Raw genomic sequence first — 25,263 nt, 5'->3', positions numbered from 1 at the left:
GCGATGCTGCTGTCCGGCCTGTTGATGCTGCTGGCGACACTGGCCTTCATCGTGATCGAAAGCGGAGCGAAGCGGCCGGAAGAGTTGGCGAAAGGAGACGAGCGTGCTTGAGCTCAGACAGATAGACAAGCGTTTCGGCGCGCGGGTGGCGGCGGATCAGCTGTCTTTGGAAGTGGCCGCCGGCGAGACGCTGGCCTTGCTGGGGCCGTCCGGCTGCGGCAAGAGCACCCTGCTCAAAATCATCGCCGGCCTGTTGCCGCTGGATGGCGGCAGCGTCCGCTTCGACGGCGAGGATATTACCGGCCAGCCGCCGGAGCGGCGCGGCTTTGCGCTGATGTTTCAGGATTTCGCGCTGTTTCCGCATTTGGATGTGCTGAACAATGTGATGTTCGGCCTGATCGAGCGTGGCGTGCCGCGGCGGAAGGCGGCGGATGCCGCCACGGCCATGCTGGAGCGCCTGGGTCTGACCGGCTATCAGCGCCGCAAGGTATGGACGCTGTCCGGCGGCGAGCAGCAGCGGGTGGCCTTGGCGCGCGCCTTGGTCACCCAGCCGCGGCTGCTGCTGCTGGACGAACCGTTTTCCAGCCTGGACGCGCATTTGCGCGCTCAGTTGCGGCAAGAATTCGCGCAATTGCTGGCTGATTCCGGCATGCCCGCCATCTTGGTCACCCATGACCGGGACGAGGCGTTCGCGATGGCGCAGCGGGTAGCGGTGCTGCGCCAGGGGCGGGTGGAGCAATGCGCGCCGCCGGCGCAGCTGCTGGCGCGGCCGGCCAGCGCCTGGCTGGCGCGCTTCATTGGCTACCAGAACGTGCTGGAGCGCGCGGTGGTGCCGGGCCACGCGCTGCTGCTGGGCCCGGAACAAGCGCCGGCGCGGATAGAGGCGCTGACGCAGTTGGCCGATGGCGTTGAATTGCGGGCGCGGGCCCAGGCCGGCGTGCTCAGCCTGGTGTTGTCCGCGCGCGAGGCTGCGGCGCTGGGCGCGGAGCTGCGCGTCGGCGGCCGTTTCGGCCTGGGCGTGGACGCCGCGGCGCTGATTCCCCTGCCGGCGGAGTCTAGCGCAGGCTCTTGATGCGCTGCTCCAGTTCGTCGAATTCCGGGCGCTCCGTTGAGTACAGCACTTTGCGGCCGAACTCGATGGCGCTGGGCGGCGGATAGCCCTGCATGCCGGCCAGGAGCACGGTCTTGATGCATTGCAGTTCCTTGCTGTCCTCATCCAGTTTCTGCTCCAGCAGGGCGCCCAGCGGCGACACCATGCCGTAGGACAGCAAGATGCCGAGGAAGGTGCCGACCAGGGCCGAGCCTATCATGCCGCCCAGCACCGCCGGCGGCGCGCCGACCGAAGCCATGGTGTTGACCACGCCCAGCACCGCCGCGACGATGCCGAAGGCCGGCAGCGCATCGCCCAGGCGCTGGATGGCTGCGATGGGCGCCATGCCCTCCTGATGATGAGTGTCCAGTTCCACATCCATCAGGTTCTCGATTTCAAAGGCGTTCAGATTGCCGCTGACCATGATGCGCAGGTAATCGCGGATGAAGGCCAGGGCGTGGAGGTCGTCGGCGATGGCTGGATACTTGCTGAAGATAGGGCTTTGCTGCGGCGCGTCGACATCGGCTTCCAGCGCCATCATGCCCTCCTTGCGCGCCTTGACCTGCAGTTCGTACAGCAAGCTGAGCAAATCCAGCGCGCGCGCCTTGCTGTGGCGCGAGCCCTTGAACGCAGCGGGCAGCGCGCGCGCCACCGCTTTCAAGGTCTTGGTCTGGTTGGCGACGATGAAGGCGCCGAGCGCGCCGCCCAGAATGGCCATCATCTCGGTGGGCATCGCGGAGAGAATGGCGCCGATGGCGCCGCCGTGAATCATAAAAGCGCCGAAGATCATGCCGATCACCACGACATAGCCAATGATTACATTCATAAGGGTTCCTAAGAGCCTGTTCAAAGTCTCGCGAGCGAGAGCGAGACAAGGCGAAAACAGCTGAAGAAGCGGCATGTACAAGTGGTACGTGGACATCCTGAATGCCGGTACTCTCCGTGCCGCATCTCAACGAAGCGCAGCAGACCTTGAGCAGCCTCTAAAGCAGGGTCAGGCCGGTCTTGAAAGACCGTATGCGTTGGCCCGAGCGTGCGGCACGGCGGGCCGTTATGCGGTATGACGGCGTTCAGGCGCGAGGGGGCCGGCGTGGAGGACGGTATGCGATCTTGGGCGGTTGCGACGGGCTAAAGGCCGGCCAGCCGGACCGAGCCGCCGCGCAGGGCAGCGCGGCGGCTCGGCTGGGCAGCGGCTGGCATTCGACGCAGCCATATGATTCACCCGCGCAATGGGTGTGGCCGGAGTGCGCCGCCAGCGCGGGTGCTTGGCTGAAGGCGTAGACGGCGGGCGCGCGGCGCGGCGCGCCGTCTATATAGGCCGAGGCTGCGCCCAGCGGCAGAGCCTGCCAGATCAGTAGCAGCAGCAAGGCCAGACAGGCGCCGGGGCTGAATGTCGAATATCGCAACTGGACGTTTCCCATGGGTCGCAGCGCAATCTAAAGCAGGATAAGTGGCCTGGCAAGCCTTGTGTGACCGCTACAGCTGATGTTTTTGGATTTGATGTTAATTATATGGCATCAATCATGCATTTTATGTAATTGGAACTCTTTATTGGGTTAAAAGCTCTATCCGCGGTGCCGGCGGCTAGATTGGCTTGCGCCGGACCTGGTCTTGATGAGGTCAATGTAAATGAGCAGTAGAAGACAAGTTTTGGTTTGGACTGGGATTTTGCCGCTACTGGCGCCTTTGGCTGTCGGCGCCTTGAGCACCGGCTGCGCCAGCGCTGGCGCGGTGGTGAAGAAATATCGGATCGATGCCAGCCTGCGTTCGGAGAGCCAGGATTCCCGAGTGCGCAATCTGGTGCTTCACTATACGGCGCTGCCGACTGGCGCATCGTTGGAACAGCTGACCAATGGCGAGCATGGTGCCAGTGCGCACTACTTGGTGCCGGATGGCGGATTGCTGGAGGCTGGCACGGTGTACCAGCTGGTGCCGGAGGAGCGGCGCGCCTGGCATGCCGGACGCAGCTATTGGCAAGGCGACCGGTTGATCAACTCCAGCTCCATCGGCATCGAGATTGTGAATCAGGGTTATCCATCGCCGGAGCAAGATGATCTCCCCCTGATGCAGCGGCGCTGGTTCGACTTCGAGCCCGCGCAGATCTCCGTGGTGGCGCAACTGGCGGCGGACATCATCGCGCGGCATCAGATTCTGCCGCACAAGGTGGTGGGCCATTCCGACGTGTCGCCGGGCCGCAAGGTGGATCCAGGGCCGTTGTTCCCATGGGAGCGCTTGTATCGCGAGCACCACATCGGTGCATGGCCGGAGAGCGAAGCGGTCGAGTACTACCGGCGTCTGGCACCCTATCGCGGCGACGTGCGCGATTTGCAAAAGCGTTTGCTGGACTATGGTTATGAGGCGCCGCAAACCGGGGTGCTGGATAAAGAAAGCCAGGATGTGGTGGCGGCCTTCCAGATGCATTTCCGGCCTGCGCGCTATGACGGCGTGCCGGATGCGGAAACCTCGGCAATCCTGGACGCCTTGCTGGAGAAGTACTTCAAGCGGTCGCGGCCGGGGCGGGCGCGTGAACAGCAGCCGGCCGCGGCGCCGAGGAAAGACAACGGCAAGGGCAGTGACAGCTGGCCGTTGACGCCCTAAAAACCTGTTCAAAGCCTGCCGCGCGTCGTGAGACGCGATATGGCGAGTAAGTCTGGTCGCTTTGCCTTGCGCTTGCTCGCAAGGCTTTGAACTGAGCCAAGCCGGTGTTCGAATCACGGGCTTTCGGCCGGGCCGCCTGAAACCGCGGCGGCTATCTCTACTACAGACCCGCCATGTCTCGGGCGGGCTGGCATTTACAGCGAGGCCGCGGGCAGCCGTTGACTGAGCGCTCGGCTTGCCTTCCTCCTCTTCCTCGCTTTCCCTGTGCTTTAGTTTTGTTTATGCCATAACAAAATCAGGCCTGTCCTTGATCCCGTGTTGAGAGTTCGAAGCTGATTTTCCCATATTATCAATTGTTTATTCTAAAACATGCTATTATTAATAAGTATTTGTTACTTCTGAATCCAATTAATTTGTAATAAAAACTATCAAATAATGCTTCCAATTTAAATGCTGCATGTACTAGAATGCAATTAAGGTGATTGATGTTACTAAACAAGCCTTGATTAACTAGTGATTTGTTTAAAATGGTGGGATTGGAAAGGAAGGTCGAACATGAAACGTCTGCACGCACTTGGACTGGCTGCCTTGGTTTCGGCTTTTTCTTCCGCAGCATTCGCGCAAGGCGGCGAGGTGTACTTCTACGGCGCCATCGTTGAAGGCGGCTGCAGTGCTCAAACCCACGAACTGGCCAGTGCCGACGCGGCCCGGACCAAGCCTGCGCTAGAACTCAAAGAGTGCGCCAGCCCGGCCAAGCTGACGCTGGATAGCGAAGCCGGCGCGCAGCAAGCCCAGATCGCCAGTTTGAACGTGCGCAAAGGCGAAAACCAGTTCAGCAGCCGCGAGTTGTTGCGCGGCGCCACCGCCCACGCGGGCGCGGTCAAGCTACTGGTCAACTACTTCTGATCAATGCCGCGCCGGTATCGGTGCTGAGCTAGCTCAAACAATACCTGGAAACCCACATGGCATTGGCCGTGTGGGTTTTTTCCATTCAAAGTGTTGTTTTCTTGCAAATATCGCTTAAGTCTTAACAACTCCCTGAAGTAAAACAATTATTCATTATTGATTTATCAAGTTGTTTAAAGTCCATGTGTATCTTTTTGTACATATTTGTAAGTAAAAATTTAATATGAAACAAAAAAATCTACGCAATGTGGCGGCTTGATACTATGCGTCCGTGTTCCAGTTCTGCGCGTCAGCACTGGCGGATAGCCCGCTGCGCGGCATGCGAAGCTGCTATGCGGTTTTGAGAATGATTACCTTTGTTTGGAGTCTATAAAAGTCATGAAAAAGTTTGTTTTTGCCGGTTCCCTGATGGCTGTTGCTGCTTCCTCTATTTTCGCTGCCGCTGGCACTCTCGACGTTAACGGCGAAATCGTAACTTCCGCTTGCGGTCTGGATCCGCAAAGCTCCAAGCTGGTGGTTGACCTGGGCAAAGTGCCGGTGCACGTGTTCAAGAAAGTGGGCGACCGTTCCGCTCCGCAAAACTTTGAAATGAAGCTGACCGATTGCGAACTGGGCACCCTGAAGACCGTTGCCGTCCGCTTCGCTGGCGCCTCCGCTGGCAACAAAGAACTGATGGCCACCACCGGCACCGCCAAGGGCGTGGGCGTGCGTCTGCAGAACTCCACCGGCGCGCTGCTGAAACTGGGCGAGTACGGCAGCCCGATCAACCTGGTTGACGGCACCAACACCCTGCGTTTCACCGCCGCTTACGAAGCTGACGGCTCCGCTGCCGGCGACGCTACCGTTAGCGCGGGTACTGCGAATGGTCATGCCGAATTCGACCTGCAATACAAGTAAGCCGCAGGCGTTCCATTACGGAGCATCGCTATGTTCCGGTCTTTGTTTCCTTGTGCCCTGACGGTCTGAATCCATAAGTGATTCCCGGCCTGGTTTGTCCGCTGTCAGCAATGAGTAGTCTGCAAACCAGGGCATGAGGCTGATACCTCGTATCTTCAATGGCGGTCATTTCTCTGCATGGGCGAAAGCGCGTGTGGCGCAGGACCTTTGCCATCGCGGCGTGCGCGCCGTTTCCGAGCTTCATCTTTTTCTTAAGATCCAAGGGATAACTGGCAGGCATGAACAAGCTTCGCACTCACATCGTGGCAGTCGCACTGGCGTTGACGCCTTGCTTCGCGTATGCGGTGGAGTTCAACGACGCCTTCTTGCAGCTGGAGCCCAATAGCAGCGTCAATCTCGAGCAGTTCGAGAAAGCCGGTTACATCGTTCCCGGCCGCTACATCGTCGATATCTACCTGAATCAGCGTTTTCTGCAGCAGCTTGAGCTCAATTTCCGGGCGGAAGGCCAGGAAGGGGATGTGCGCCCCTGTCTGCCGCCGGAACTGATCCGATTGCTGGGCCTGCGTCCGGGCATTGTCTGGCCGCAAGAGGCCGAGTGCGTGGACTTGCCGGCGATCAGCGCGGCCAAGGTGCGTTATTCCAAGAGCAGCGGTCGCCTGGATATATCGGTTCCGCAGGCGGAACTGGCCTACCGCGACGACGATTACGCGCCGCCTGAGACCTGGAGCGACGGCGTGCCGGCGGCCATGCTCGATTACCGCCTGTTCTACCAGCGCACCGATAACGGTCTGGGCACGAGCAGCAGCAAGGTCACCAGCTACGGCGTGGCCGGCGCGAATGCCGGCCCGTGGCGCCTGCGTTCGAATTACCAGTTCGACAATAGTATTTCCAATGGCAGCAAGCTGAAGTGGAACTACACCCAGGTGTACCGCGATCTGCGCAGCCTGCAGGCGCGGCTCGCCTTTGGCGAAGTCTTCAAGACTTCGGATATTTTCGACGCCTTCTCCATGCGCGGCGTCACGCTGTCCAGCGATGAGCGGATGATCCCGCAGAGCCTGCGCGGCTATGCGCCGCAGGTCAACGGCGTGGCCAAGACCAATGCCAAGGTGACCATCCGCAACCAGGGCCGCGTGTTGTACACCACCAATGTGCCGCCGGGGCCGTTCGTGATCCGCGATCTGAACAGCACCACCCAGGGTCAGTTGGAAGTGACGGTGGAGGAGGCCGATGGCAGCAAGCAGGTGTTCTCGGTCAACACCACGTCGGTGCCCTTCCTGACCCGCAAGGGCATGTTGCGTTACAAGGCGGGCCTGGGGCAGGCGGATCAGAGTCGTAGTTCGGCCAAGCCCAATATCGGCACCGGCGAAATCTCCTACGGCTTGACCGACACCTTGTCGGTGTACAGCGGTTTCATCGCTTCGGCGGATTACCGCTCGCTGGCTTTCGGTTTCGCCAAGGATGTCGGCAGCTGGGGCGCGTTGTCGGCGGACGTGACTCAGGCCAATGCGCATCTGCGCAACGGGCAAGATACCTCCGGGCGCTCTTACCGCTTCAACTACGCGAAAAAACTGGAACGCCTGGACGCGGACGTGCGCTTGTTCGGCTATCGCTTTTCCGACCGCAACTTCCGCTCGCTCGGCCAATATCTGAACAATCTGGACGGTTTGACCGATTACAACGACAAGCAGCGCGTAGGCCTGACCGCCAGCAAGTCCTTTGGTCGCACCACGCTGTATCTGTCGGCGGAAAAGTCCACTTACTGGAACGCCGCGGCCAGCCAGCGCGTGGATATGTCGCTGAACCGCGACCTGGACATCGGCCCGCTGCGCAATGTCAGCGTCAACCTGTCGCTGCAGTCGGTGCGCGACCAGAGCGGCAATAGCTCGCGGGTGTACCTGAGTCTGAGCATGCCGCTGGAAAACAACCGCCGCATCAATTACGACCTGCAACAGAGCGCCGGCAGCACCAGCCATCGCGTCGGCTTCTCCGACAGCAGCCGGCCCAACCACAATTACAGCATGTCGGTCAGCACCGACAGCCAGACCGGCAAACCGACGCTGGCCGGCGACTATCATTACACCGGCGGCGTGCTGCAGGCGGACGCGTCCGCCAGCAAGCAGCAAGGTGGTTACAGCAGCCTGTCGGCGGGCATGGGCAGCTCGCTGGTATTGCACGCCGGCGGCCTGACCATGGGCAACGCCTCTTCCGGCGAAACCCGCCTGCTGGTGAACGCCGACGGCGTCGCCCAAGTGCCGGTGTACGGCAGCGGCGCGCTGACCGATCGCAATGGTTACACCATGCTTTCCGGCATGGGGCCGTATCTGAGCCAGGATGTGCGCCTGGACGCCGACAATATGCCGGACTCGGTGGAGGCCAGCGCGGTGGTGCGTCGCGTGGTGCTGACCGAGGGCGCGGTGGGCAAGGCCGAGTTCCCGGTCAAGGTTGGCCGCAAGGCGTTGCTGACGGTAAGGCTGCCGGATGGCAAAATGCCGCCTCTTGGCGCGGCGGTGACCGACCTCGCGACCAAGCACGATGTCGGCATGGTGGGCGACAACGGCCTGACCTATGTCACCGGTCTGAGCGCCTCCGCGCAGCTGGAAATCAGCTGGGGGCAGCAAAGCTGCCGCCTGGAAGCGCTGCCGGCCGACTACGACTTGAGCCAGGGCGGACGCGATGCGCTGTGCGCGCCGCTGGCGAAATAAACAAGGAATCCAATATGAACGCATTGCAACGCGGCCTGGGCCTGCTCGCCGCCCTGGCGCTGCCGCTGGCGGCCCAGGCCAATATCCTGCTGGACCGCACCCGGGTGATCTACCTGGAACAGGACAAGAACGTCAGCATGGTGCTGACCAACAAGAACCCGGACCAGCCCTACCTGGTGCAGTCCTGGCTCAGCGATGGCGCCGGCAAGAAGCTGGGTTCGCCCTTCCTGGTGCTGCCGCCCTTGCAGCGCATCGAAGCGGGCGAGAAGGGCGTAATCCGCTTGAGCCGGATTCCCGACAACAGCCTGCCGGCCGATCGTGAGTCGCTGTTCTATCTGAATGTGCAGGAAATTCCGCCCAAGAGCGACAAGGACAATGTGTTGCAGCTGGCGATCAAGTCGCGGATCAAGGTTTTCTACCGTCCCAAGGCGGCGCAGCTGCCGCGTGGCGACAACCCTGCCAACAAACTGCAACTGAGTCATGCCGACGGCAAGCTGGTGTTCAAGAATCCAAGTCCTTATCACATCACCTTGATCGGCATGAGCTTGCCGGGCGAGAAGACGCCGCGTGACCTGGATGGCCTGATGGTGCCGCCGCAAGGCGAGGCCTCGTATGCGCTGAAGTCGCTGCCGGCCAGCCTGAAACTGACCAATATCAATGATTACGGCGCGCAGGACACTTACACCTTCGTCTGCGCGAACCAGGCGTGCAGCTACCGCGAAGACAAGCCGCAGTAAGCAAGGGCATTCAGGGGAGAGCCATGTTGAATCGACGATTGCCGCGCCTGGCGCTGATGCTGGCCCTGGCAGCGCTGCCGGCGCTGAGCCATGCGCTGGCTTGCAAGGAGAACGGGCGTGATGGCCAAGTGCTGATCACCGAGGACATCGGTTCCACGGTGGCGGTGCCGGTCACGCTGGGCGAGGGCGAGATCATCTGGCACTCCAGCCAGCGTTCTGTCAGCGTGTCCTGCTATAAGGACCACGACGGACTCCGTAATGCCGAGGATGTGTTTTTCTACCCGAATCCGCGTAATAACAGCGCGCCGCAAGGGGTGAAGTTCGGGGTGATGTACAACGGCCAGGCCTATTTCGATCCCAAGCAGCGAATCGCCACCGGCAAGACTATTCCGGCTTGTCCCAAGAAGGATTATCCGGATATCAAGAACTGCCCGACCACCGATTTCAACCTGGATTTCCAGGTGGTGATCGCCACCAAGCCCAAGTATCCGGGCAGCGGCAATGTCGGCGTGACGCAGTTTGAAGTGATGCAGTTCGACGGGGTCGGCGGCATCAACGATATCAAGGGCAGCAATCTGGTGTACAAGGTCACCGGCCTGGACAAGATCCGCTTCATCCAGTGCGCGGTCAAGGTGGCGCTGAACCCGGCCAGCAATACCCTGGATTTCGGCCGCATCACCAAGACCGACAAGGGCCTCAATCCGGCGGTGCCGCGCAAGGATTTTTCCCTGAGCCTGGAAAAAACCTGTGACGATCCGGTCAAGGTCAACGGCTATTTCCGCGGGGTGAACGGCAAGGTGGACGATTACACCGCGCGCCTGGTCAGGAAGGGCGGGGACAAGGACAGCGGCCTGGGTCTGCAATTGTTCTTCGGCGATGGGCGCAAGCTGCGTTTCGATCAGTCCGAATATCTTGCCGACTTCCGCAAAGGCGACCGGCAGAAGATCGTGCCGATGTACGGCACCATCGTGCCTAGCAATCTGGGGCAGGTGGAAGAAGGGCCGTTCACCGGCAGAGTCAATATTGATCTGGACTACCTCTGAGCGTCAGGCTCGGAGGCCTAGGATGGCAGGAGAGGATAGAGAATGAAACCTTGGGCATATTTGCTGGCGCTGCTGTGCGCGGCGCCGCTGGCGCAGGCTGCCGATGGCATGCTGGATGTGCATGGTGAACTGGTGATGAGCGCCTGCGGACTGGACCCGAACTCCCAAAGGCTGGAAGTGGGGCTGGGTCTGGTGTCCTCGCAGATGTTCAAGCGCATCGGAGATCGCTCGCAGCCGGTGCCGTTCAATATCCGCCTGACCGAGTGCTCGATAGACACGCTGACCACGGTGGCGGTGCGCTTCTCCGGCGCGCCAGACCAGGAAAATCGCGCGCTGATGGCGATCACCGGCAGCGCGGAAGGCGTCGGCATACGGCTGCAGTCGCCCACGGGCAGCGATATTGTGCTGGGCGAATACTCTCCGCTGGTCAATCTGACCAATGGCAGCAACAGCCTGCGTTTCAACGCGATGTATGAATCGACTCGAGGCCCGACGGCGCAGGGGCAGCCGGGCGGCATTCAGCCGGGTTCGGCCAACGGCCTGGCGCAGTTCGACCTGCGTTATATGTAAGCTGCCAAAATCATGAACACAGCCCTGTCGTCGCTAGACGGCAGGGCTGTTTTGGTTTCGGGCGGAGCTCAGCCGGCCAGCCAGTTGCCGGGGTGCGCCTCCAGCCAGGTCTTGATGCTCTTGGCGTCGTTGACGCGGGCGGCGCTGCCGCCGGCGGCCAGCAGCACGATGATCAGCGGCTGCGAGCCCACCGTGGCCTGCAGCACCATGCAGCGGCCGGCCTCCTGGATGTAGCCGGTCTTCTGCAGTGAGATATCCCAATCGCCCTCGCGCACCAGCGCATTGCTGTTCTTGTATTGCAGCACGCGGCGGCTGACCGACTGGATCTGATGTTTCTCGGTGGTGGTGAAGGCGCGGATCAAGGGATAGCCATGCGCGGCGCGCACCATCCGCGCCAAGTCGGCGGCGGTGGAGGTGTTGCGCATGTCCAGCCCGGTGGCGTCATGGAATATGGTTTCGGTCATGCCCAGGCTGCGCGCCTTGCGGTTCATGCGTTCAACAAAGGTGGCGGTACCGCCCGGCAACGCGGTGCGGGCCAGCGTGGCTGCGGCGCGGTTTTCCGACGACATCAAGGCCAGCAGCAGCATTTCCTTGCGGCTGAGCGTGGTGCCCACCGCCAGGCGGGAAGAGGTGTTCTTCACCCGGTCGATCTCGGCTTCGGATACCGTCACCTCCTGGTCCAGCGAGGCGCCGGAATCCAATAGCACCATCGCCGTCATCAGCTTGGTGATGGAGGCTATGGGCATGCGTTGATGGATATTCTTCTGATACAGCGGTTCACCGGTAATGCCATTAAGCACCAGCACCGAATGAGAACTCAGTCGCGGCGCGGCCTGGTCGGCCATCTGAGTGGCCACCATCACGCCGGACGGCGAACCTGCCAGCACCGGCATGGCTAAGGCCGCGGATACCAGCAGGCTTGCAATTTTCTTGATCATGCGTCACTCCAGGGAGAGCGGATTTTAACGAAACTTGGACTGAATAAATAAACCTTCGGCATATTAGCGGCAAGGCATGGATTTATATCAGTCTGACTGTATTTTAAACAATGTTTTGACTGTGTATAGCCTGAATCGCGGCTTTTTTATAGGGCACGGTAACGGGGGTGTGAATGGCGGCCGAAGCGCGTAGAATCAGGCCATCTCCTCCGACGTCCCGAGCCATGCCGCGCACCTATCCCAACAGCCCGTTCAAACTGCATCAACCATTCGAACCCGCCGGCGACCAGCCCGGCGCCATCGCCCAACTGCTGGAAGGGCTGGAGGATGGCTTGTCCTATCAGACCCTGCTGGGGGTAACCGGCTCCGGCAAGACTTACACCATGGCCAATGTCATTGCGCAAAGCGGCCGTCCGGCCATCATCATGGCGCATAACAAAACCCTGGCCGCACAGCTGTATAGCGAAATGCGCGAGTTCTTCCCGGAAAACGCCGTCGAGTATTTCGTTTCTTACTATGATTACTATCAGCCGGAAGCCTATGTGCCCAGCCGCGATCTTTTTATTGAAAAAGACTCCAGCATCAATGAGCACATCGAGCAAATGCGGCTGTCGGCGACAAAATCCATTCTGGAACGACCGGACTGCATCATCGTGGCGACGGTGTCTGCAATTTATGGTATCGGCGATCCTTCCGATTACCATCAGATGATTCTGCATTTGAAAGAAGGGGAAACCCTGGCGCAGCGCGACATCATCAGCCGGCTGACCACCATGCAGTACGACCGAAACGATATCGACTTCGGCCGCGGCACTTTCCGCGTGCGCGGCGATGTGATCGACATTTATCCGGCGGAGAGCAGCGATACCGCGCTGCGTGTCAGCATGTTCGACGATGAGGTGGAAACGCTGACGCTGTTCGATCCGTTGACCGGGGTGACCAAGCAGCGGGTGGGGCGCTTCACGGTCTTCCCGTCCAGCCACTATGTGACGCCGCGCGACACCGTGCTGCGCGCCTGCGAGCACATCAAGGAAGAACTGCGCGAGCGCATCGAGCGTTATCAGAAAGACGGCAAGTTGGTGGAGGCGCAGCGCCTGGAGCAGCGCACCCGCTTCGATCTGGAAATGCTGTACGAAATGGGGTTCTGCAAGGGCATCGAAAACTACTCGCGGCACTTCTCCGGCCGCGGGCCGGGCGATCCGCCACCGACGCTGATCGACTACCTGCCCAAGAACGCGTTGATGTTCATCGATGAATCCCACGTCACCGTGCCCCAGGTCGGCGCCATGTACAAGGGCGACGCCGCGCGCAAGGCCAATCTGGTGGAATACGGCTTCCGGCTGCCGTCGGCCGCCGACAACCGGCCGCTGAAATTCCACGAGTTCGAGCTGCTGATGCCGCAGACCGTGTTCGTGTCCGCCACGCCGGCCGCTTACGAGAAGGAACACGCCGGCCAGGTGGTGGAGCAGGTGGTGCGTCCCACCGGCCTGGTGGATCCGGAGATGGAGGTGCGGCCGGTGGCCACCCAGGTGGACGATCTGTTGTCCGAGATCCGCCTGCGCATGGAGCGCGGCGAGCGCGTGCTGGTGACCACGCTGACCAAGCGCATGGCCGAGCAACTGGCGGACTATTACACCGAGCACGGCATCAAGGTGCGCTATCTGCACAGCGATATCGACACCGTGGAACGGGTGGAAATCCTCCGCGATCTGCGCTTGGGCGTGTTCGACGTGCTGATCGGCATCAATCTGCTGCGCGAAGGCCTGGACATTCCCGAAGTCAGCCTGGTGGCCATTCTGGATGCGGACAAGGAAGGCTTCCTGCGCTCGGACCGCTCCTTGATCCAGACCATAGGCCGCGCCGCGCGCAACCTCAACGGCAAGGCCTTGCTCTACGCCGACCGTATCACCGATTCGATGAAGCGGGCGATGGACGAGACCGAACGCCGTCGCGCCAAGCAGATGGCCTTCAACGCCGAACATGGCATCGTGCCCAGGGGCGTGGAGAAGAAGATCAAGGACATTATCGACGGCGTCTACAGCGTGGAAGACGAGCGCAAGAAGCTGGTGGACAACGCGCGCGTGGCGATGATGGACGAAAAGACGCTGGCCAAGGAAATCAAGCGCCTGGAGAAAGAAATGATGGAAGCGGCGCGCAATCTGGAGTTCGAAAAGGCGGCCGGCTTGCGCGATCAGCTCAAGCACTTGAAGGAGCAGGCCTGGGTCAACGATCTGTAAGAACCTGTTTACGATCTGCTGCGCGTCGGCGATACAGCGTTAAAAACGCTTTCAGAATGCTCATGTACCACCTGTACATTCCGCTTCTTCAACCGTTTTCGCCTTGTCTCGCCTTAGCTCGCGAGATCGTAAACAGGTTCTAAGCCCGGTGCCGCTGTCGGCGCAACGCCCCGCTCGAGTCCGAGCGGGGCGTTGGCTTTTCAGCGCGCGCGCTCCGCGTGCTGGCGGCGATAGCGCTGCGCCAAGGCGGCGCAGGCCATCAGCTGGATCTGATGAAACAGCATCAGCGGTAGCACGATGGAGCCCAAGGCCGGCGCGGCGAACAAGACTTTGGCCATCGGCACGCCGCTGGCCAGGCTCTTCTTGGAACCGCAAAACACGATGGTGATCTGGTCCGCGCGCGAAAAGCCCAGCTTGCGGCTCAACAGCATGGTGAGCGCCAACAGCAGGCCCAGCAAGACCAGGTTGACCAGCAGCAGCGCGGCCAGCGCTTGCGGCGGCGTCTGTTGCCACAGGCCGCTGATCACCGCGGCGCTGAATGCGGTATAGACCACCAGCAGGATGGAGCCTTGATCGACATAGCGCAGCAGGCCCTTGTTGCGGTCCACCCAGCCGCCTATCCAGCGGCGGGCGATCTGGCCGGCGATGAAGGGCAGCAGTAACTGCATCACGATGTCCAGCACCGGCCCCCAACCCTGGGCGGCGCCATGATGCTTGACCACCAGCAGGCTGACCAGCAAGGGGGTGATGAAAATGCCCAGGATATTGGACGCGGTGGCGCTGCAAATGGCGGCGGGCACATTGCCCTGCGCCATCGAGGTGAAGGCGATGGACGACTGCACGGTGGACGGCAGCATGCACAAATAGAGGATGCCCAGGTAGAGCTGCGGCGTCAGCAGCGGCTGCAATACCGGCTGTAGCAGCAGGCCGAGCGCGGGGAACAGCAGAAAGGTGCAGCCCAGCACCACCAGATGCAGCCGCCAGTGGCTGGCGCCGGCCACTACCGCCTCGCGCGACAGCTTGGTGCCGTGCAGGAAGAACAGCAGCGCGATCGCCAGATTGGTGATCAGGTTGAAGGCGGCGGCGATGTCGCCGGAGCAGGGCAGCAAGGTGGCCACGGCCACGGTGGCGAGCAGGGCGAGGGTGAAGGCATCGAGAAATCGGGGCATGGGGCGAAACAGGGTGATGATCGAGACCTTGCTATTGAAGCGCAGCATCATTGACAATACAAATGCATTTATCTGATTAATTCATGAGTTATTGATATGAATGTCTCTTTGCGGCAGTTGCGGGTGTTTCAGGCCGTGCTCGAGCATGGTGGCTTCAGTCGCGCCGGCGCGGCACTGGGGCTGACCCAGCCGGCGGTGAGCCGCGCGGTGCGGGAGCTGGAGCAGGCATTGGAATTGCGCTTGTTCGACCGCACCACCCGCGAGGTGGTGGCGACCGCGGCGGGACTGCGGCTGCAAGGCAAGCTGACGCGGGTATTGGATGAACTGGAGGACGCCTTGCAGGCGGCGCGGCTGGAGGGCGCGCAGGCGCACGGCGTGGTGCACGTGGCCAGCAGTCCCACCTTGTCCGCCAGTCTGATGCCTTTGTTGCTTGCGCGCTGCCGTCAACATTACCCGCAACTGCGGTTGGTGCTGCACGATCAGGTGCAGCGCCTGAATATCGAGGCGGTGCAGAATGGGCTGGTGGATTTTGGCCTGGTAGTGGAGCCGGACGCGGCGACGCCGCTGGAAAGCGAACCTTTGCTGGAGGATGATTTCTGGCTGGTGTGTCGCCGCGACCACGCGCTGGCGGGGCAGGCGGCCGCGCATTGGACGCAATTGAGCGGTCAGCCGCTGGTGCTGCTGGATCACAGCTCAGGCAGCCGTCGGCTGATAGACGGTTTGCTGGAACAGCACGGTGTTGATTGCGAGGTGGCGCAGCAGCTGGGGCATTCTCAGTCGGTGTTCCGCATGGTCGCGGCGGGTCAGGGCGTCAGCATCAGCCCGGGTTTGGCGATGCCTTTGCCGGCCGGCAGCGATTTGCGGGTGCTGCCCTTGTTGCCGGCGGCGCGGCGGCGCATCGTGTTGATCAAGCGGCCGCACCGCTCCTTGTCGCCGCTGGCGCAGCGGGTGTGGCGGCTGGCGCTGGAGATGCGGCGGGAACTGGCTCAGGCGGCGCGACCGGACGCTTGGGGCGCTTGATGCGGGGCTGCGGCAGCAACTGCAGGCGCAGGCCTGGGCTGGCCAGGCACTGACCGTTGCCCGCGCGGAACAAGGTGCCGGTCGCTCTATCGGCCCATAGTTTTCTGCCGCGCAGGGTGACGCTGGAAACCGAACGCTTGATTAGGCCCATCTCGGTGTGCAGCCAGGCGGAGCGGGCCGGCAAGCGGCGCAGGGCCGGCAGGCTGGCTTCCGTCAGATAGCCGCCATCCGGACTCAATTGATAGGTCTTGTGCATGATGGTTCTCCATGATGCCGACACAGGTGCTGGATATGTGCAATATGGTGAATATATTTACTAATTATAAGTGTTAAATGCCGGGGCCAGGACTGGTCCAAGGGATGGCCGGCGTCGAGGCGCCGGCCGCAGCGGGCAGGCTGGAAAAGCCGGACGCTGCGGGCTATCTAGATATTACGTGTCCAGATTTATCGGGACTTGTTCATTGCACGCGTTGGTAATGCGCGACCATTCTTTGTGGCGGAAGCGCTTAAGAAACTGTTCAACGCCGGGCGTTTCGTGGAGCGTCACACTGAGAACCCGCCTTCGAAGTGTTCATGGGCTTGTGCATTCCGCTTTCCCGGCCGCAATCCCCTTCCGTGCCGGCTTGTTGGCCCGTGAACTGTTTTAAGGGCCGGTCCGTGGCCAGGAACGCAAAAGGAGGAGCGCTGGCAATGTCGCAAATCTTGGTCATTGACGATGAGGTCGTATCCCGGCAATTCCTGATCGCGGTGCTGCAGCGGCTTGGCCTGGGCAAGGTCTCGGAAGCGGTTGACGGCCTGGACGCGCTGATGCAACTGGATGCCGGCGACCGGGTGTTCGACCTGATTTTCTGCGACCTGGACATGCCGCGCATGGATGGCATCGAGTTTGTGCGCCACCTGGGCGAGCGGCGCTATCGCGGCAAGCTGCTGATCACCAGCGGCTTTGATGGACGGGTGCTGAGCAGCGTGGCGGACCTGGCGCGCTTGTACGCCTTGTGCCTGTGCGGCGTGTTGCCCAAGCCGGTGGATCCGGTGCAATTGCTGGCCTTGCTGGCGGCGCCGGTGGAGCCGGGTGAGGCGATCAGCCTGCCGCTGGAGCGCTTGAGCAGCAAAGAGCTGCAGCAAGGCATCGCGCGTGGCGAGGTGGTACCATTTTTCCAGCCGCAGGTGGAGGTGGTCAGCGGCAAGGTGCTGGGCGTGGAAGTGCTGGCGCGCTGGCAGCATCCGCAATTGGGCTTGCTCAGTCCGCTGCAGTTCATCGAACTGGCGGAGGAGAACGGCCTGATCACGCTGCTGACCAAGCGCCTGCTGGCGGATTCCGCGCAAGCGCTGACACGGCTGGCCACGCGGCAGCGGCTGAATATGTCCATCAATCTGTCGATGCAGTCGCTGAGGGACTCCAGCCTGGTGGCCGCCTTCGTCGCCATCTTGGGCGATGCCGGCCTGGATGTGCCGCGGGTGACCTTCGAGGTGACCGAGGGCGGCGTGATGGCGGACCCGGCGCGGGCGCTGGAGATTTTGACCCGCTTGCGGCTAAAGGGCGCCGGCTTGGCGATAGACGACTTCGGCACCGGTTTCGCCAGCATGGACCGGCTGTCGCGCATCCCGTTCACCGAAATGAAGATAGACAAGAGCTTCGTGATTGACGCCGCGGCCCATGCCACCAAGCGCTCGATCTTCGAGGCCAGCGTCGAGCTTGGTCGCAGACTGGGTTTGAACGTGGTGGCCGAAGGCGTGGCGTCGGAGCAGGAATGGGCATTGTGCAGGACGTTTGGCGTGTTCGCCGCGCAGGGTTCTTTCATTTCCCCGCCCGTCGATGAAGCCTCTTTCAGCGCCTGGCTGGCCGGTTGCGGCGGGCAGATGCCGCTGCCGAGCTGAACATGGCCGGTCGGAATGAGTGCTTGTCGTGATGCATTAAATAAGAAAGCGAGAAAATCATGAATCTGTTCAAGTATCTGCCCTTGTTGCTGGCTCTGGCGGTACCTTCGTTGACAGCTTCCGCCGCCGAGACGCTGACCAAACCCAACGGCAAGGTGGTATTGCTGATCAGCGGCGGCATCAGCCGTAAGAACCAGGGTGACGTTGCCGCCTTCGACATGGCAATGCTGTCCGGTTTGCCGCAGCGCAGCTTCAGCACCCACACGCCCTGGTATCCAGGGTTGACCAAATTCTCGGGGCCGCTGCTGCGCGATGTGCTGGCCGCCGTCGGCGCGCGCGGCAAATTGCTGAAAGCGGTGGCGCTGAATGATTACAAGACCGATATCCCCTTCGAAGATGTCAGCCGCTTTGATGTGATCCTGGCGACGCAGATGAACGACAAAGCGATGCCGGTGCGGGAAAAAGGGCCTTTGTTCATCGTTTATCCTTACGACAGCCGAGAAGAGTTGCGTTCCGAACTGTACTACAACCGCTCGGCCTGGCAGCTCAAATCGCTGCAGGTGCATTGAGCGTATGAACATGCCGCATCGAAACCACCTGACCTGGCGAGGCCTGATCCTGATCGGCGCGACCCTGGCTTGCGTGTTCGCCGGCGTCGTCTACATCCAACTGCGCCAGTCCGAAATGCTCAACACCGCGGTGCGCTATGAGGACGACAACATCGTCTGGGCCTATTTCCAGCTGGAAACCGAGGCGATGCGGCTGCAAACGTCGATAGAGCATGTGCTGAACCATGAGCAGGACCGCACCGAGCTGCAGGAGCGCTACGATATCTTTGTCAGCCGGGTGGGGGTGATAGACCATGGCCTGTACTCCAGCCTGCTGGACGGCACCCAGGAATACCTGCAGGCCCGTCCCAAGCTGGACGCCTTCATTCGCAAGGCCGACGCCTATTTCGGCCGCCAGGGCGGCGCCGGTCTTGATCTCGATGGCTTGCGGCGGCTGGACGCGGAGCTGGAAGTGCTGAGCGGGCCGCTGCGCGATTTGTCGTTGGTGGCGAACCAGCGCGTAGCCGAGCAAGTGGACGCGCGCAATAAAAGCATGCAGCAGCACATCCTGGTCAGTAATTGGTTGATGGTTTTCGAATGGGCGCTGATCCTGGGCTTCGCCGTCATCGTGGTCCGCCAGCTGCGGCAGTTGGAACGCCGCCGCCACGAGTTGGAAGGCCTGACCGACAGCCTGGAGCAGGCGCGAGTGCAGGCCGAGGCCGGCAGCATGGCCAAAAGCATGTTCCTGGCCAATATGAGCCATGAAATCCGCACCCCGCTCAATGGCGTGCTGGGGATGCTGTCCCTGCTGGGAGATTGCTCGCCGACGCCGGTGCAGGCCGATTACATCAAGACCGCGGAGGAGTCCGCCCGGCACCTGATGGCCCTGCTCAACGATGTGCTGGACGCCAGCAAGTTGGAATCGGGTAAGCTGGACCTGGCGCCGACGGTGTGCAATTTGCGGCAGTTATTGCAGCAGTGCGAAAGCCTGATGCGTGGTCAGGCGGTGGCCAAGGGCCTGGCCATGCGCATGGCGCTGGATCTGAACGTGCCGGAATGGGTGTTGTGCGATGCTACCCGGCTACGGCAGATTCTGCTGAACCTGCTCAGCAATGCGATCAAGTTCACCGAAATCGGCGCGGTCACCATACAGGCGGAAGTGGCGGACACCGCGGCGGAAGGCTGCACCACGCTGCGGCTGACGATACGGGATACCGGCATCGGCATGGACGACGCCACGCTGGCGCGGCTGTTCAAACGCTTTTCCCAGGGGGACGGTTCCGCCATGCGTCAGTACGGCGGCAGCGGTCTTGGCCTGGAGATATCCCAGAGCCTGGCGCAATTGATGGGCGGCGGCATCACCGTGCATAGCGCGCTGGGTGCCGGCAGTGTGTTCGTGCTGTCGCTGCCCTTGCAGCCGATGCAGCCGCCGGAGGTCTGCTCCTTGCCGGAGAAGGCCGCCGACGGCGCGTTGATGCGTCCGCTGCGGGTGTTGGTGGTGGATGACAACCCGATCAATCGCAAATACATGCATGCGATGTTGCAAAAGCTGGGGCACCTGGTCACGGTGACCAAGGATGGCGCGGAGGCGTTGGATATCGCCACCCGCCAACCCTTCGAGTTAGTGTTGATGGATTTGCACATGCCTGCGATGGACGGCATCGAGGCGTCCCGGCGCCTGCGCGAACGCGCGATGACGCCGGGCATGAAAATCGTGGCGCTGACCGCGGACGCGTTTCCGGAGACGCGGCAGAGGGTGCTGAACTGCGGGCTGGACGATTTCCTGGCCAAGCCGCTGCATGTCGAGGAGTTCAGCGCGATGCTGGAACGCCAGTTCGGCGGCGCGGTGGCGCCAGCGGCGGAGGGGCGGGCGGCGCAGGCGCCAGCCATGCTGGATGTGCTGATGATAGAAAAAATGGTGGAGATGCTGACGCTGGACAAGTACCGGGAACTGGTGACGCAGTTTTTCGCTGGCAAGGGTGAGCTCATCGATGAAGTGCAATCCGCCGCCCGGGCCGGGCAGCGCGATCAAGTGCGCCGTCGCGCCCATAACCTGAAGGGCGCCGCGCTCACGCTGGGGTTCAGCGCGCTGGGCGGAGCCTGCTCCGGTCTGGAGCAACAGGCACTGTCCGCGGATGCGGAGCTGGAGGAGGAGGCGGAGCAGGCCGCGGCCTTGTTTAACGCCACACGGCGCGCTTGCGTCGAATCCGGCTACCTGGCGGACCTGGACGCGCCGGCGCTGCGTTCCGATTGAGCGCGGGAACTGTCCTGCCAGGCAGTCCCGGAGCCGGCGGCAGGGCGCCGCGGAAATGATAAGATCGGGCAGGAAGCTGCGCCTTGGCGCCCCCGTCTGAATAATATGAGAGCCTGAATCGCCGATGAATACGCCGCGTCTATCCATTTTATTTGTCTGCATGGGAAATATTTGCCGCTCGCCCACCGCGGAGGGGGTGATGCGTGCCAAGCTGCGAGCGGCGGGCCTGGACGCGCGGATTGAAGTGGAATCCGCGGGCACGCATGGCTATCATGTCGGCGAAGCGCCGGACCGCCGCACTTGCCAGGCCGCGCAGCGACGCGGCTACGACCTGTCCGGCCTGCGCGGCCGGCAGGTGGCGGCGGAGGACTTCGCGCGCTTCGATTGGATTCTGGCTGCGGATCGGCAAAATTTGGCTTTGTTAAACGCCAAATGTCCGCCATCCTATCGCGGCAAGCTGCATTTGCTGCTGGAGCCGCTGCCCGGTGGGCAAGAAGTGCCGGATCCATACTATGGAGGCGCCGACGGCTTCGACCGGGTGCTGGACTTGGTGGAGGCGGCCTGCGATGCTTGGCTGCTCCGCGTCGTCGGCGACGCAGAGCGAGCGGCGCCGTGATTCCGCCGCGAGCAATACGGTTTTACGATAATTTCAACCAGAGCCAAGGACGCATATGGGGCAGTTGACAAGGGGCGCCGCCAACAAGCCGCTGGACGTAGTGCCCAGCCATAGCGCGGACATCATCCTGTCCAAGCAGGCCGGCAAGGTGCCGCTGGCCAGCCAGGCCGTGATCGTCATCGGCTCCTCCACCGGCGGCACCGAAGCGCTGCGCACCTTGCTGACCGCGCTGCCGGCATCCATGCCGCCCATCCTGATCACCCAGCACATGCCGGAAATGTTCACCCACTCCTTCGCCACGCGGCTGAACTCCCTGTGCAAGCTGACGGTGAAAGAGGCGGAAGACAATGAAAGGCTGCAAAACGGCACCGTCTACATCGCTCCTGGACACTCCCATCTACTGGTCAAGCCAGCGCCCACCATAGGCTATGCGATCGGCCTGCATGCCGGGCCGCCAGTGAACCGGCACCGGCCGTCGGTGGATGTGCTGTTCCGTTCCGCCGCCAATCTGGTGGGCAAGAACTGCATAGGCGTGATCCTGACCGGCATGGGCCGGGATGGCGCCAGCGGCATGCTGGAGCTCAAGCAGGCGGGGGCCTGGAATATCGCCCAGGACGAAGCCAGCTGCGTGGTGTTCGGCATGCCCAAGGAGGCGATCGCCATGGGCGGCGCCCATGAGGTGCTGGCGCTGGGCAGCATCGCCACGCGGCTGGCGGTGCTGGCCGCGCAAAGGCAGCAGCAGGCGGAACGACCCAACCCTTGATCGAATAAGAAAACATGAAGTATCTCCCTATCCTGGTGGTGGAAGACGACGCCGATCTGCGCGAAGCCATCGTCGACACCCTGAACCTGGCCGGCTATCCGACGGTGGAAGCCGGAGACGGCGCGGCTGCGTTGACTAAATTGAAGGAAGCGCCGGTCGGCCTGATCGTGTCCGATGCCCAGATGGCGCCGATGGACGGCTACGCGCTATTCGAGGAAGCGAAGAAGCGTTACCCGGGCGTGCCCTTCATCCTGATGACCGCCTACGGCGTGATCGAACGGGCGATCGAACTGCTGCGCGCCGGCGCGGCCCACTATCTGCTCAAGCCCTTCGAGCCCGCCAGCCTGATCGCCGAGGTGGAAAAGCATCTGCTGCGCATGCCCAGCGAGGGCAGCGGCGAAGTGGTGGCGGAATCCGCAGCGATGCGGCAGCTGTTCGCGCTGGCCGGCCGAGTGGCCGGCAGCGACGTCAGCGTGATGATTTCCGGTCCCAGCGGCGTGGGCAAGGAAGTGCTGGCGCGTTACATCCACCGCCATTCCAAGCGCGCCGATGGTTCTTTCGTGGCGGTCAACTGCGCGGCGATTCCGGAAAACCTGCTGGAATCCACGCTGTTCGGCCACGAGCGCGGCGCCTTCACCGGCGCGGCGCAAGCCTTGCCCGGCAAGTTCGAGCAGGCGCAGGGCGGCACCATCCTGCTGGACGAAGTGACCGAGATGCCGCTGTCGCTGCAAGCCAAGTTGCTGCGGGTGCTGCAGGAGCGCGAGGTGGAACGCGTCGGCGGCACCAGGACGCTGAAGCTGGACATCCGCGTGCTGGCCACGTCCAACCGCGATTTGCAGGCGGCGGTGGAGGCCGGCCAGTTCCGCGAGGACCTATATTTCCGTTTGAATGTGTTTCCGCTGCGCATCCCAGCGCTGGCCGAGCGCCGCGATGATATTCTGCCGCTGGCACGAATTATGCTTAAAAAGTACGCAGAGGCCGCCGGAAGGGGGAGTCTGGTCCTTTCCGAGGATGCGGAACGTCATTTGACGGCCTATAGTTGGGAGGGTAACATCCGCGAACTGGAGAATGTGGTGCAGCGGGCGGTGATTCTTGCCGCCGGGGCGGAAATTCTTGCCGCCGATCTGCTGTTGGACCACGACTCCGCCGCGAGCCAGGTTACCCGGATAGCGTCTGAAAAAGACAATCCCGTGTCGGATGAAACCGACATGAAAACGTTAGAGAAACGCCATATTCTGGAAACCTTGAGCGCGGTGGGCGGCGTCAAGAAGCTAGCCGCGGAAAAACTGGGCATCAGCGAGCGCACATTGCGCTATAAATTGCAGCGTTACCGTGATGAAGACGCGGCCGATGGATGTCAGGAGGTTCCAGATGGAAATGGCTTGGAGTAACCATGTCAGTGCCAAATATCGATCAACTGTTGGGCGAACTGCGCACCGCCTCGGCCTTGGCCGCGGGCAAGACCGCCAGCCCGGCCCCGGATGCGTCCCAGGTGGACTTCTCCGCTGTGCTGAAGTCCACCTTGGAACAGGTGAATTCGGCGCAGCAGACTTCGCAGGAGATGCAGAAGCAATTTGAATTGGGTGACGAGGGGGTCAATCTGCAGGACGTGATGGTGTCGCTGCAGAAAGCCAGCCTGTCGTTCCAGACCATGGTTCAGGCGCGCAACAAGCTGGTCACCGCCTATCAGGAAATCATGAATACCCAAGTCTAGCGCTGCCGGACCCGACCAGCCGGCGGCGGTGGGCTCGAACCTAAAACCACTGTATGGCTGACCTGGCAGAAGAAAACGCTACGCCCGTTTGGCGAAGCCGCATGAATGAGGCGTCCGATCGCTTCAAGGCGCTTCCCAACAATAAAAAAGTCCTGTTCCTGGCGGCTGTGGCCGCCATATTCGCCGTTGTGGTGGGCGCCGTGGTGCTGAACCGCACGCCCAGCTACAAAATCCTGTTCTCCAATATCTCCGACCGCGACGGCGGCCAGGTGGCCGCGTCGCTGCAGCAGATGAATGTCCCGTACCAGCTGGGCGAGGGTGGCACCATCTCGGTACCCTCGGACAAGGTTTACGACGCACGGCTGAAGCTGGCCGCGCAAGGCCTGCCCAAGGCCGGCGGCGTCGGTTTCGAACTGATGGATAATCAGAAGTTCGGCATCAGCCAGTTTGCCGAGCAGGTCAATTACCAGCGCGCGATCGAGGGCGAGTTGGCGCGCACCATAGAAGCGGTGGGCTCGGTGGAGAGCGCTCGCATCCATATCGCCATTCCCAAGCAGAGCGTGTTCGTGCGCGAGCAGCAGCAGCCCACCGCCTCGGTGATGCTGACCCTGTTTCGCGGTCGCCTGCTGGACGCGGGTCAGGTGGCGGGCATCTTGCATCTGGTCTCCAGCTCGGTGCCGAATTTGCCGGTCAAGAACGTCACCATCGTCGATCAGGATGGCAATCTCTTGTCCAAGCAGGGCGGGCCGGATGAAAACTCCGGTCTGGATCAGCGTCAGCTGGGTTATGTGCGCCAGATCGAGGACAGCTACGTCAAGCGTATCGAAGACATCCTGGAGCCCATCTTCGGCAAGGGCAATTCGCGTGCTCAGGTCACCGCCAGCGTCGATTTCGCCGAGGTGGAGCAGACGTCGGAAACCTTCAAGCCCAACTCCAGCCCCAACCCGTCTTCTACCCGCAGCCAGCAGATCAGCGAAAAGCTGAACAACGGCGCGGCGCTGCCGTCCGGCGTGCCGGGCGCCTTGTCCAACCAGCCGCCGTCGGCCGCATCGGCGCCGATCTCGCTGCCGCCGGGAGCGGCGCCGGGCACTGCCACGCTGTCCGGGCAGAATATGGGCGCCTCGGGCACGTTGCAGCGCGACATCACCACCAATTACGAAGTCGACAAGACCATACAGCACACCAAGATGCCGCAGGGCGGCGTCAAGCGCTTGTCCGCCGCCGTGGTGGTCAATTACCGGCGCATGCCGGACAAGAACGGCGAGATGAAGCCGACGCCGCTGACGGCGCAGGAAGTCCAGCAGATCAATAATCTGGTCAAGGAGGCGATGGGCTTCAACACCCAGCGCGGCGACACCCTGAATGTGGTCAACGCGGCGTTCGCCGACGCCGAGATGCCGGCCACGCTGCAGGAGAAAGTCACTGACTACGTGACCAGCAACGGTTCCAATCTGATCAAGTACGGCCTGCTGACCATCGCGGTGCTCTACCTGCTGTTCGGCGTGGTGCGTCCCATCATGCGCGACCTGGTCAAACCGCCGGCGCCGGCCAAGGGCAGCGAGGAAGAGGCCGCGGCGCTGGCC

At 61.9% G+C, this 25,263-nt stretch carries 22 protein-coding genes; 18 read left to right on the top strand and 4 right to left on the bottom strand.

Features of this window, described 5'->3' with window-relative positions; genetic code table 11:
- Positions 1–103 precede the first annotated feature (103 nt).
- On the top strand, positions 104–1,072 hold the full coding sequence (locus LQT98_RS10250) for an ABC transporter ATP-binding protein (protein ID WP_231462237.1): 969 nt from the start codon (positions 104–106) through the stop codon (positions 1,070–1,072).
- Here the strand turns inward: LQT98_RS10250 and motA are convergent.
- Together motA and LQT98_RS10240 are read right to left on the bottom strand one after the other, a co-directional pair.
- On the bottom strand, positions 1,056–1,916 hold the full coding sequence (gene motA / locus LQT98_RS10245; RefSeq protein WP_231462236.1) for a flagellar motor stator protein MotA: 861 nt from the start codon (positions 1,914–1,916) through the stop codon (positions 1,056–1,058). The genes LQT98_RS10250 and motA overlap by 17 nt on opposite strands.
- A 244-nt stretch (positions 1,917–2,160) precedes the next feature.
- The gene (locus LQT98_RS10240; protein ID WP_231462235.1) at positions 2,161–2,496 is read right to left on the bottom strand and encodes a hypothetical protein; all 336 of its coding nucleotides are present in this window, start codon (positions 2,494–2,496) and stop codon (positions 2,161–2,163) included.
- Positions 2,497–2,758: 262 nt separating this feature from the next.
- Here LQT98_RS10240 and LQT98_RS10235 point away from each other — a divergent pair, with 262 nt between their 5' ends.
- The 7 genes from LQT98_RS10235 (at position 2,759) to LQT98_RS10205 (ending at position 10,543) form a co-directional block, all read left to right on the top strand.
- Positions 2,759–3,688, top strand: a complete 930-nt coding sequence (locus LQT98_RS10235; protein WP_231462234.1) for an N-acetylmuramoyl-L-alanine amidase — start codon at positions 2,759–2,761, stop codon at positions 3,686–3,688.
- Positions 3,689–4,243: 555 nt separating this feature from the next.
- Entirely contained in the window at positions 4,244–4,594 is a 351-nt protein-coding gene (locus tag LQT98_RS10230) for a type 1 fimbrial protein (protein WP_156183871.1), read from the top strand.
- 378 nt (positions 4,595–4,972) lie between these two features.
- Complete coding sequence (locus LQT98_RS10225; protein WP_048410197.1) at positions 4,973–5,491, top strand: fimbrial protein; 519 nt, start codon at positions 4,973–4,975, stop codon at positions 5,489–5,491.
- A gap of 278 nt (positions 5,492–5,769) precedes the next feature.
- On the top strand, positions 5,770–8,193 hold the full coding sequence (locus tag LQT98_RS10220) for a fimbria/pilus outer membrane usher protein (RefSeq protein WP_231462232.1): 2,424 nt from the start codon (positions 5,770–5,772) through the stop codon (positions 8,191–8,193).
- A 14-nt stretch (positions 8,194–8,207) separates the two neighbouring features.
- The gene (locus tag LQT98_RS10215; protein ID WP_048410199.1) at positions 8,208–8,930 is read left to right on the top strand and encodes a fimbrial biogenesis chaperone; all 723 of its coding nucleotides are present in this window, start codon (positions 8,208–8,210) and stop codon (positions 8,928–8,930) included.
- A gap of 23 nt (positions 8,931–8,953) precedes the next feature.
- Positions 8,954–9,973: a fimbrial protein gene (locus LQT98_RS10210; RefSeq protein ID WP_156183872.1), complete on the top strand. Its 1,020-nt coding sequence runs from the start codon at positions 8,954–8,956 to the stop codon at positions 9,971–9,973.
- Between the two features lie 42 nt (positions 9,974–10,015).
- On the top strand, positions 10,016–10,543 hold the full coding sequence (locus LQT98_RS10205; protein WP_231462231.1) for a fimbrial protein: 528 nt from the start codon (positions 10,016–10,018) through the stop codon (positions 10,541–10,543).
- A gap of 68 nt (positions 10,544–10,611) precedes the next feature.
- Here the strand turns inward: LQT98_RS10205 and LQT98_RS10200 are convergent, their stop codons facing one another.
- Positions 10,612–11,481 (bottom strand): serine hydrolase, encoded by an 870-nt coding sequence (locus LQT98_RS10200; protein ID WP_231462229.1) that lies wholly within the window; start codon positions 11,479–11,481, stop codon positions 10,612–10,614.
- Between the two features lie 224 nt (positions 11,482–11,705).
- Between LQT98_RS10200 and uvrB the strand changes: the two genes are divergently transcribed.
- Positions 11,706–13,718 (top strand): excinuclease ABC subunit UvrB, encoded by a 2,013-nt coding sequence (gene uvrB / locus LQT98_RS10195; RefSeq protein WP_231462228.1) that lies wholly within the window; start codon positions 11,706–11,708, stop codon positions 13,716–13,718.
- A 200-nt stretch (positions 13,719–13,918) separates the two neighbouring features.
- Here the strand turns inward: uvrB and LQT98_RS10190 are convergent, their stop codons facing one another.
- Positions 13,919–14,938: a bile acid:sodium symporter family protein gene (locus LQT98_RS10190; protein ID WP_231462238.1), complete on the bottom strand. Its 1,020-nt coding sequence runs from the start codon at positions 14,936–14,938 to the stop codon at positions 13,919–13,921.
- A gap of 45 nt (positions 14,939–14,983) precedes the next feature.
- Here LQT98_RS10190 and LQT98_RS10185 point away from each other — a divergent pair, with 45 nt between their 5' ends.
- From LQT98_RS10185 to fliF, 9 genes are all read left to right on the top strand, one after another.
- Complete coding sequence (locus LQT98_RS10185) at positions 14,984–15,907, top strand: LysR family transcriptional regulator (protein ID WP_231462227.1); 924 nt, start codon at positions 14,984–14,986, stop codon at positions 15,905–15,907.
- A gap of 690 nt (positions 15,908–16,597) precedes the next feature.
- Positions 16,598–17,785: an EAL domain-containing response regulator gene (locus tag LQT98_RS10180; protein ID WP_231462226.1), complete on the top strand. Its 1,188-nt coding sequence runs from the start codon at positions 16,598–16,600 to the stop codon at positions 17,783–17,785.
- A gap of 59 nt (positions 17,786–17,844) precedes the next feature.
- The gene (locus LQT98_RS10175; RefSeq protein ID WP_231462225.1) at positions 17,845–18,354 is read left to right on the top strand and encodes a molybdopterin-dependent oxidoreductase; all 510 of its coding nucleotides are present in this window, start codon (positions 17,845–17,847) and stop codon (positions 18,352–18,354) included.
- Between the two features lie 10 nt (positions 18,355–18,364).
- Entirely contained in the window at positions 18,365–20,587 is a 2,223-nt protein-coding gene (locus LQT98_RS10170) for an ATP-binding protein (RefSeq protein WP_048410359.1), read from the top strand.
- Between the two features lie 199 nt (positions 20,588–20,786).
- Positions 20,787–21,203 (top strand): low molecular weight protein-tyrosine-phosphatase, encoded by a 417-nt coding sequence (locus LQT98_RS10165; protein ID WP_231462223.1) that lies wholly within the window; start codon positions 20,787–20,789, stop codon positions 21,201–21,203.
- Between the two features lie 55 nt (positions 21,204–21,258).
- Positions 21,259–21,966 carry a chemotaxis protein CheB gene (locus LQT98_RS10160; protein WP_231462222.1) on the top strand — a complete coding sequence of 236 codons (708 nt, stop codon included), beginning with the start codon at positions 21,259–21,261 and terminating at the stop codon, positions 21,964–21,966.
- Positions 21,967–21,980: 14 nt separating this feature from the next.
- Positions 21,981–23,357, top strand: a complete 1,377-nt coding sequence (locus tag LQT98_RS10155) for a sigma-54-dependent transcriptional regulator (RefSeq protein WP_048410209.1) — start codon at positions 21,981–21,983, stop codon at positions 23,355–23,357.
- 2 nt (positions 23,358–23,359) lie between these two features.
- Entirely contained in the window at positions 23,360–23,680 is a 321-nt protein-coding gene (gene fliE, locus LQT98_RS10150; RefSeq protein WP_048410210.1) for a flagellar hook-basal body complex protein FliE, read from the top strand.
- Positions 23,681–23,781: 101 nt separating this feature from the next.
- Positions 23,782–25,263: flagellar basal-body MS-ring/collar protein FliF (gene fliF, locus LQT98_RS10145; protein WP_231462221.1), on the top strand; the 1,482-nt coding region annotated here is incomplete at its 3' end.

The organism is Chromobacterium aquaticum, from assembly GCF_021129195.1.
GTDB lineage: Bacteria > Pseudomonadota > Gammaproteobacteria > Burkholderiales > Chromobacteriaceae > Chromobacterium > Chromobacterium aquaticum.
This window is presented reverse-complemented; position numbering and strand designations above follow the sequence as displayed.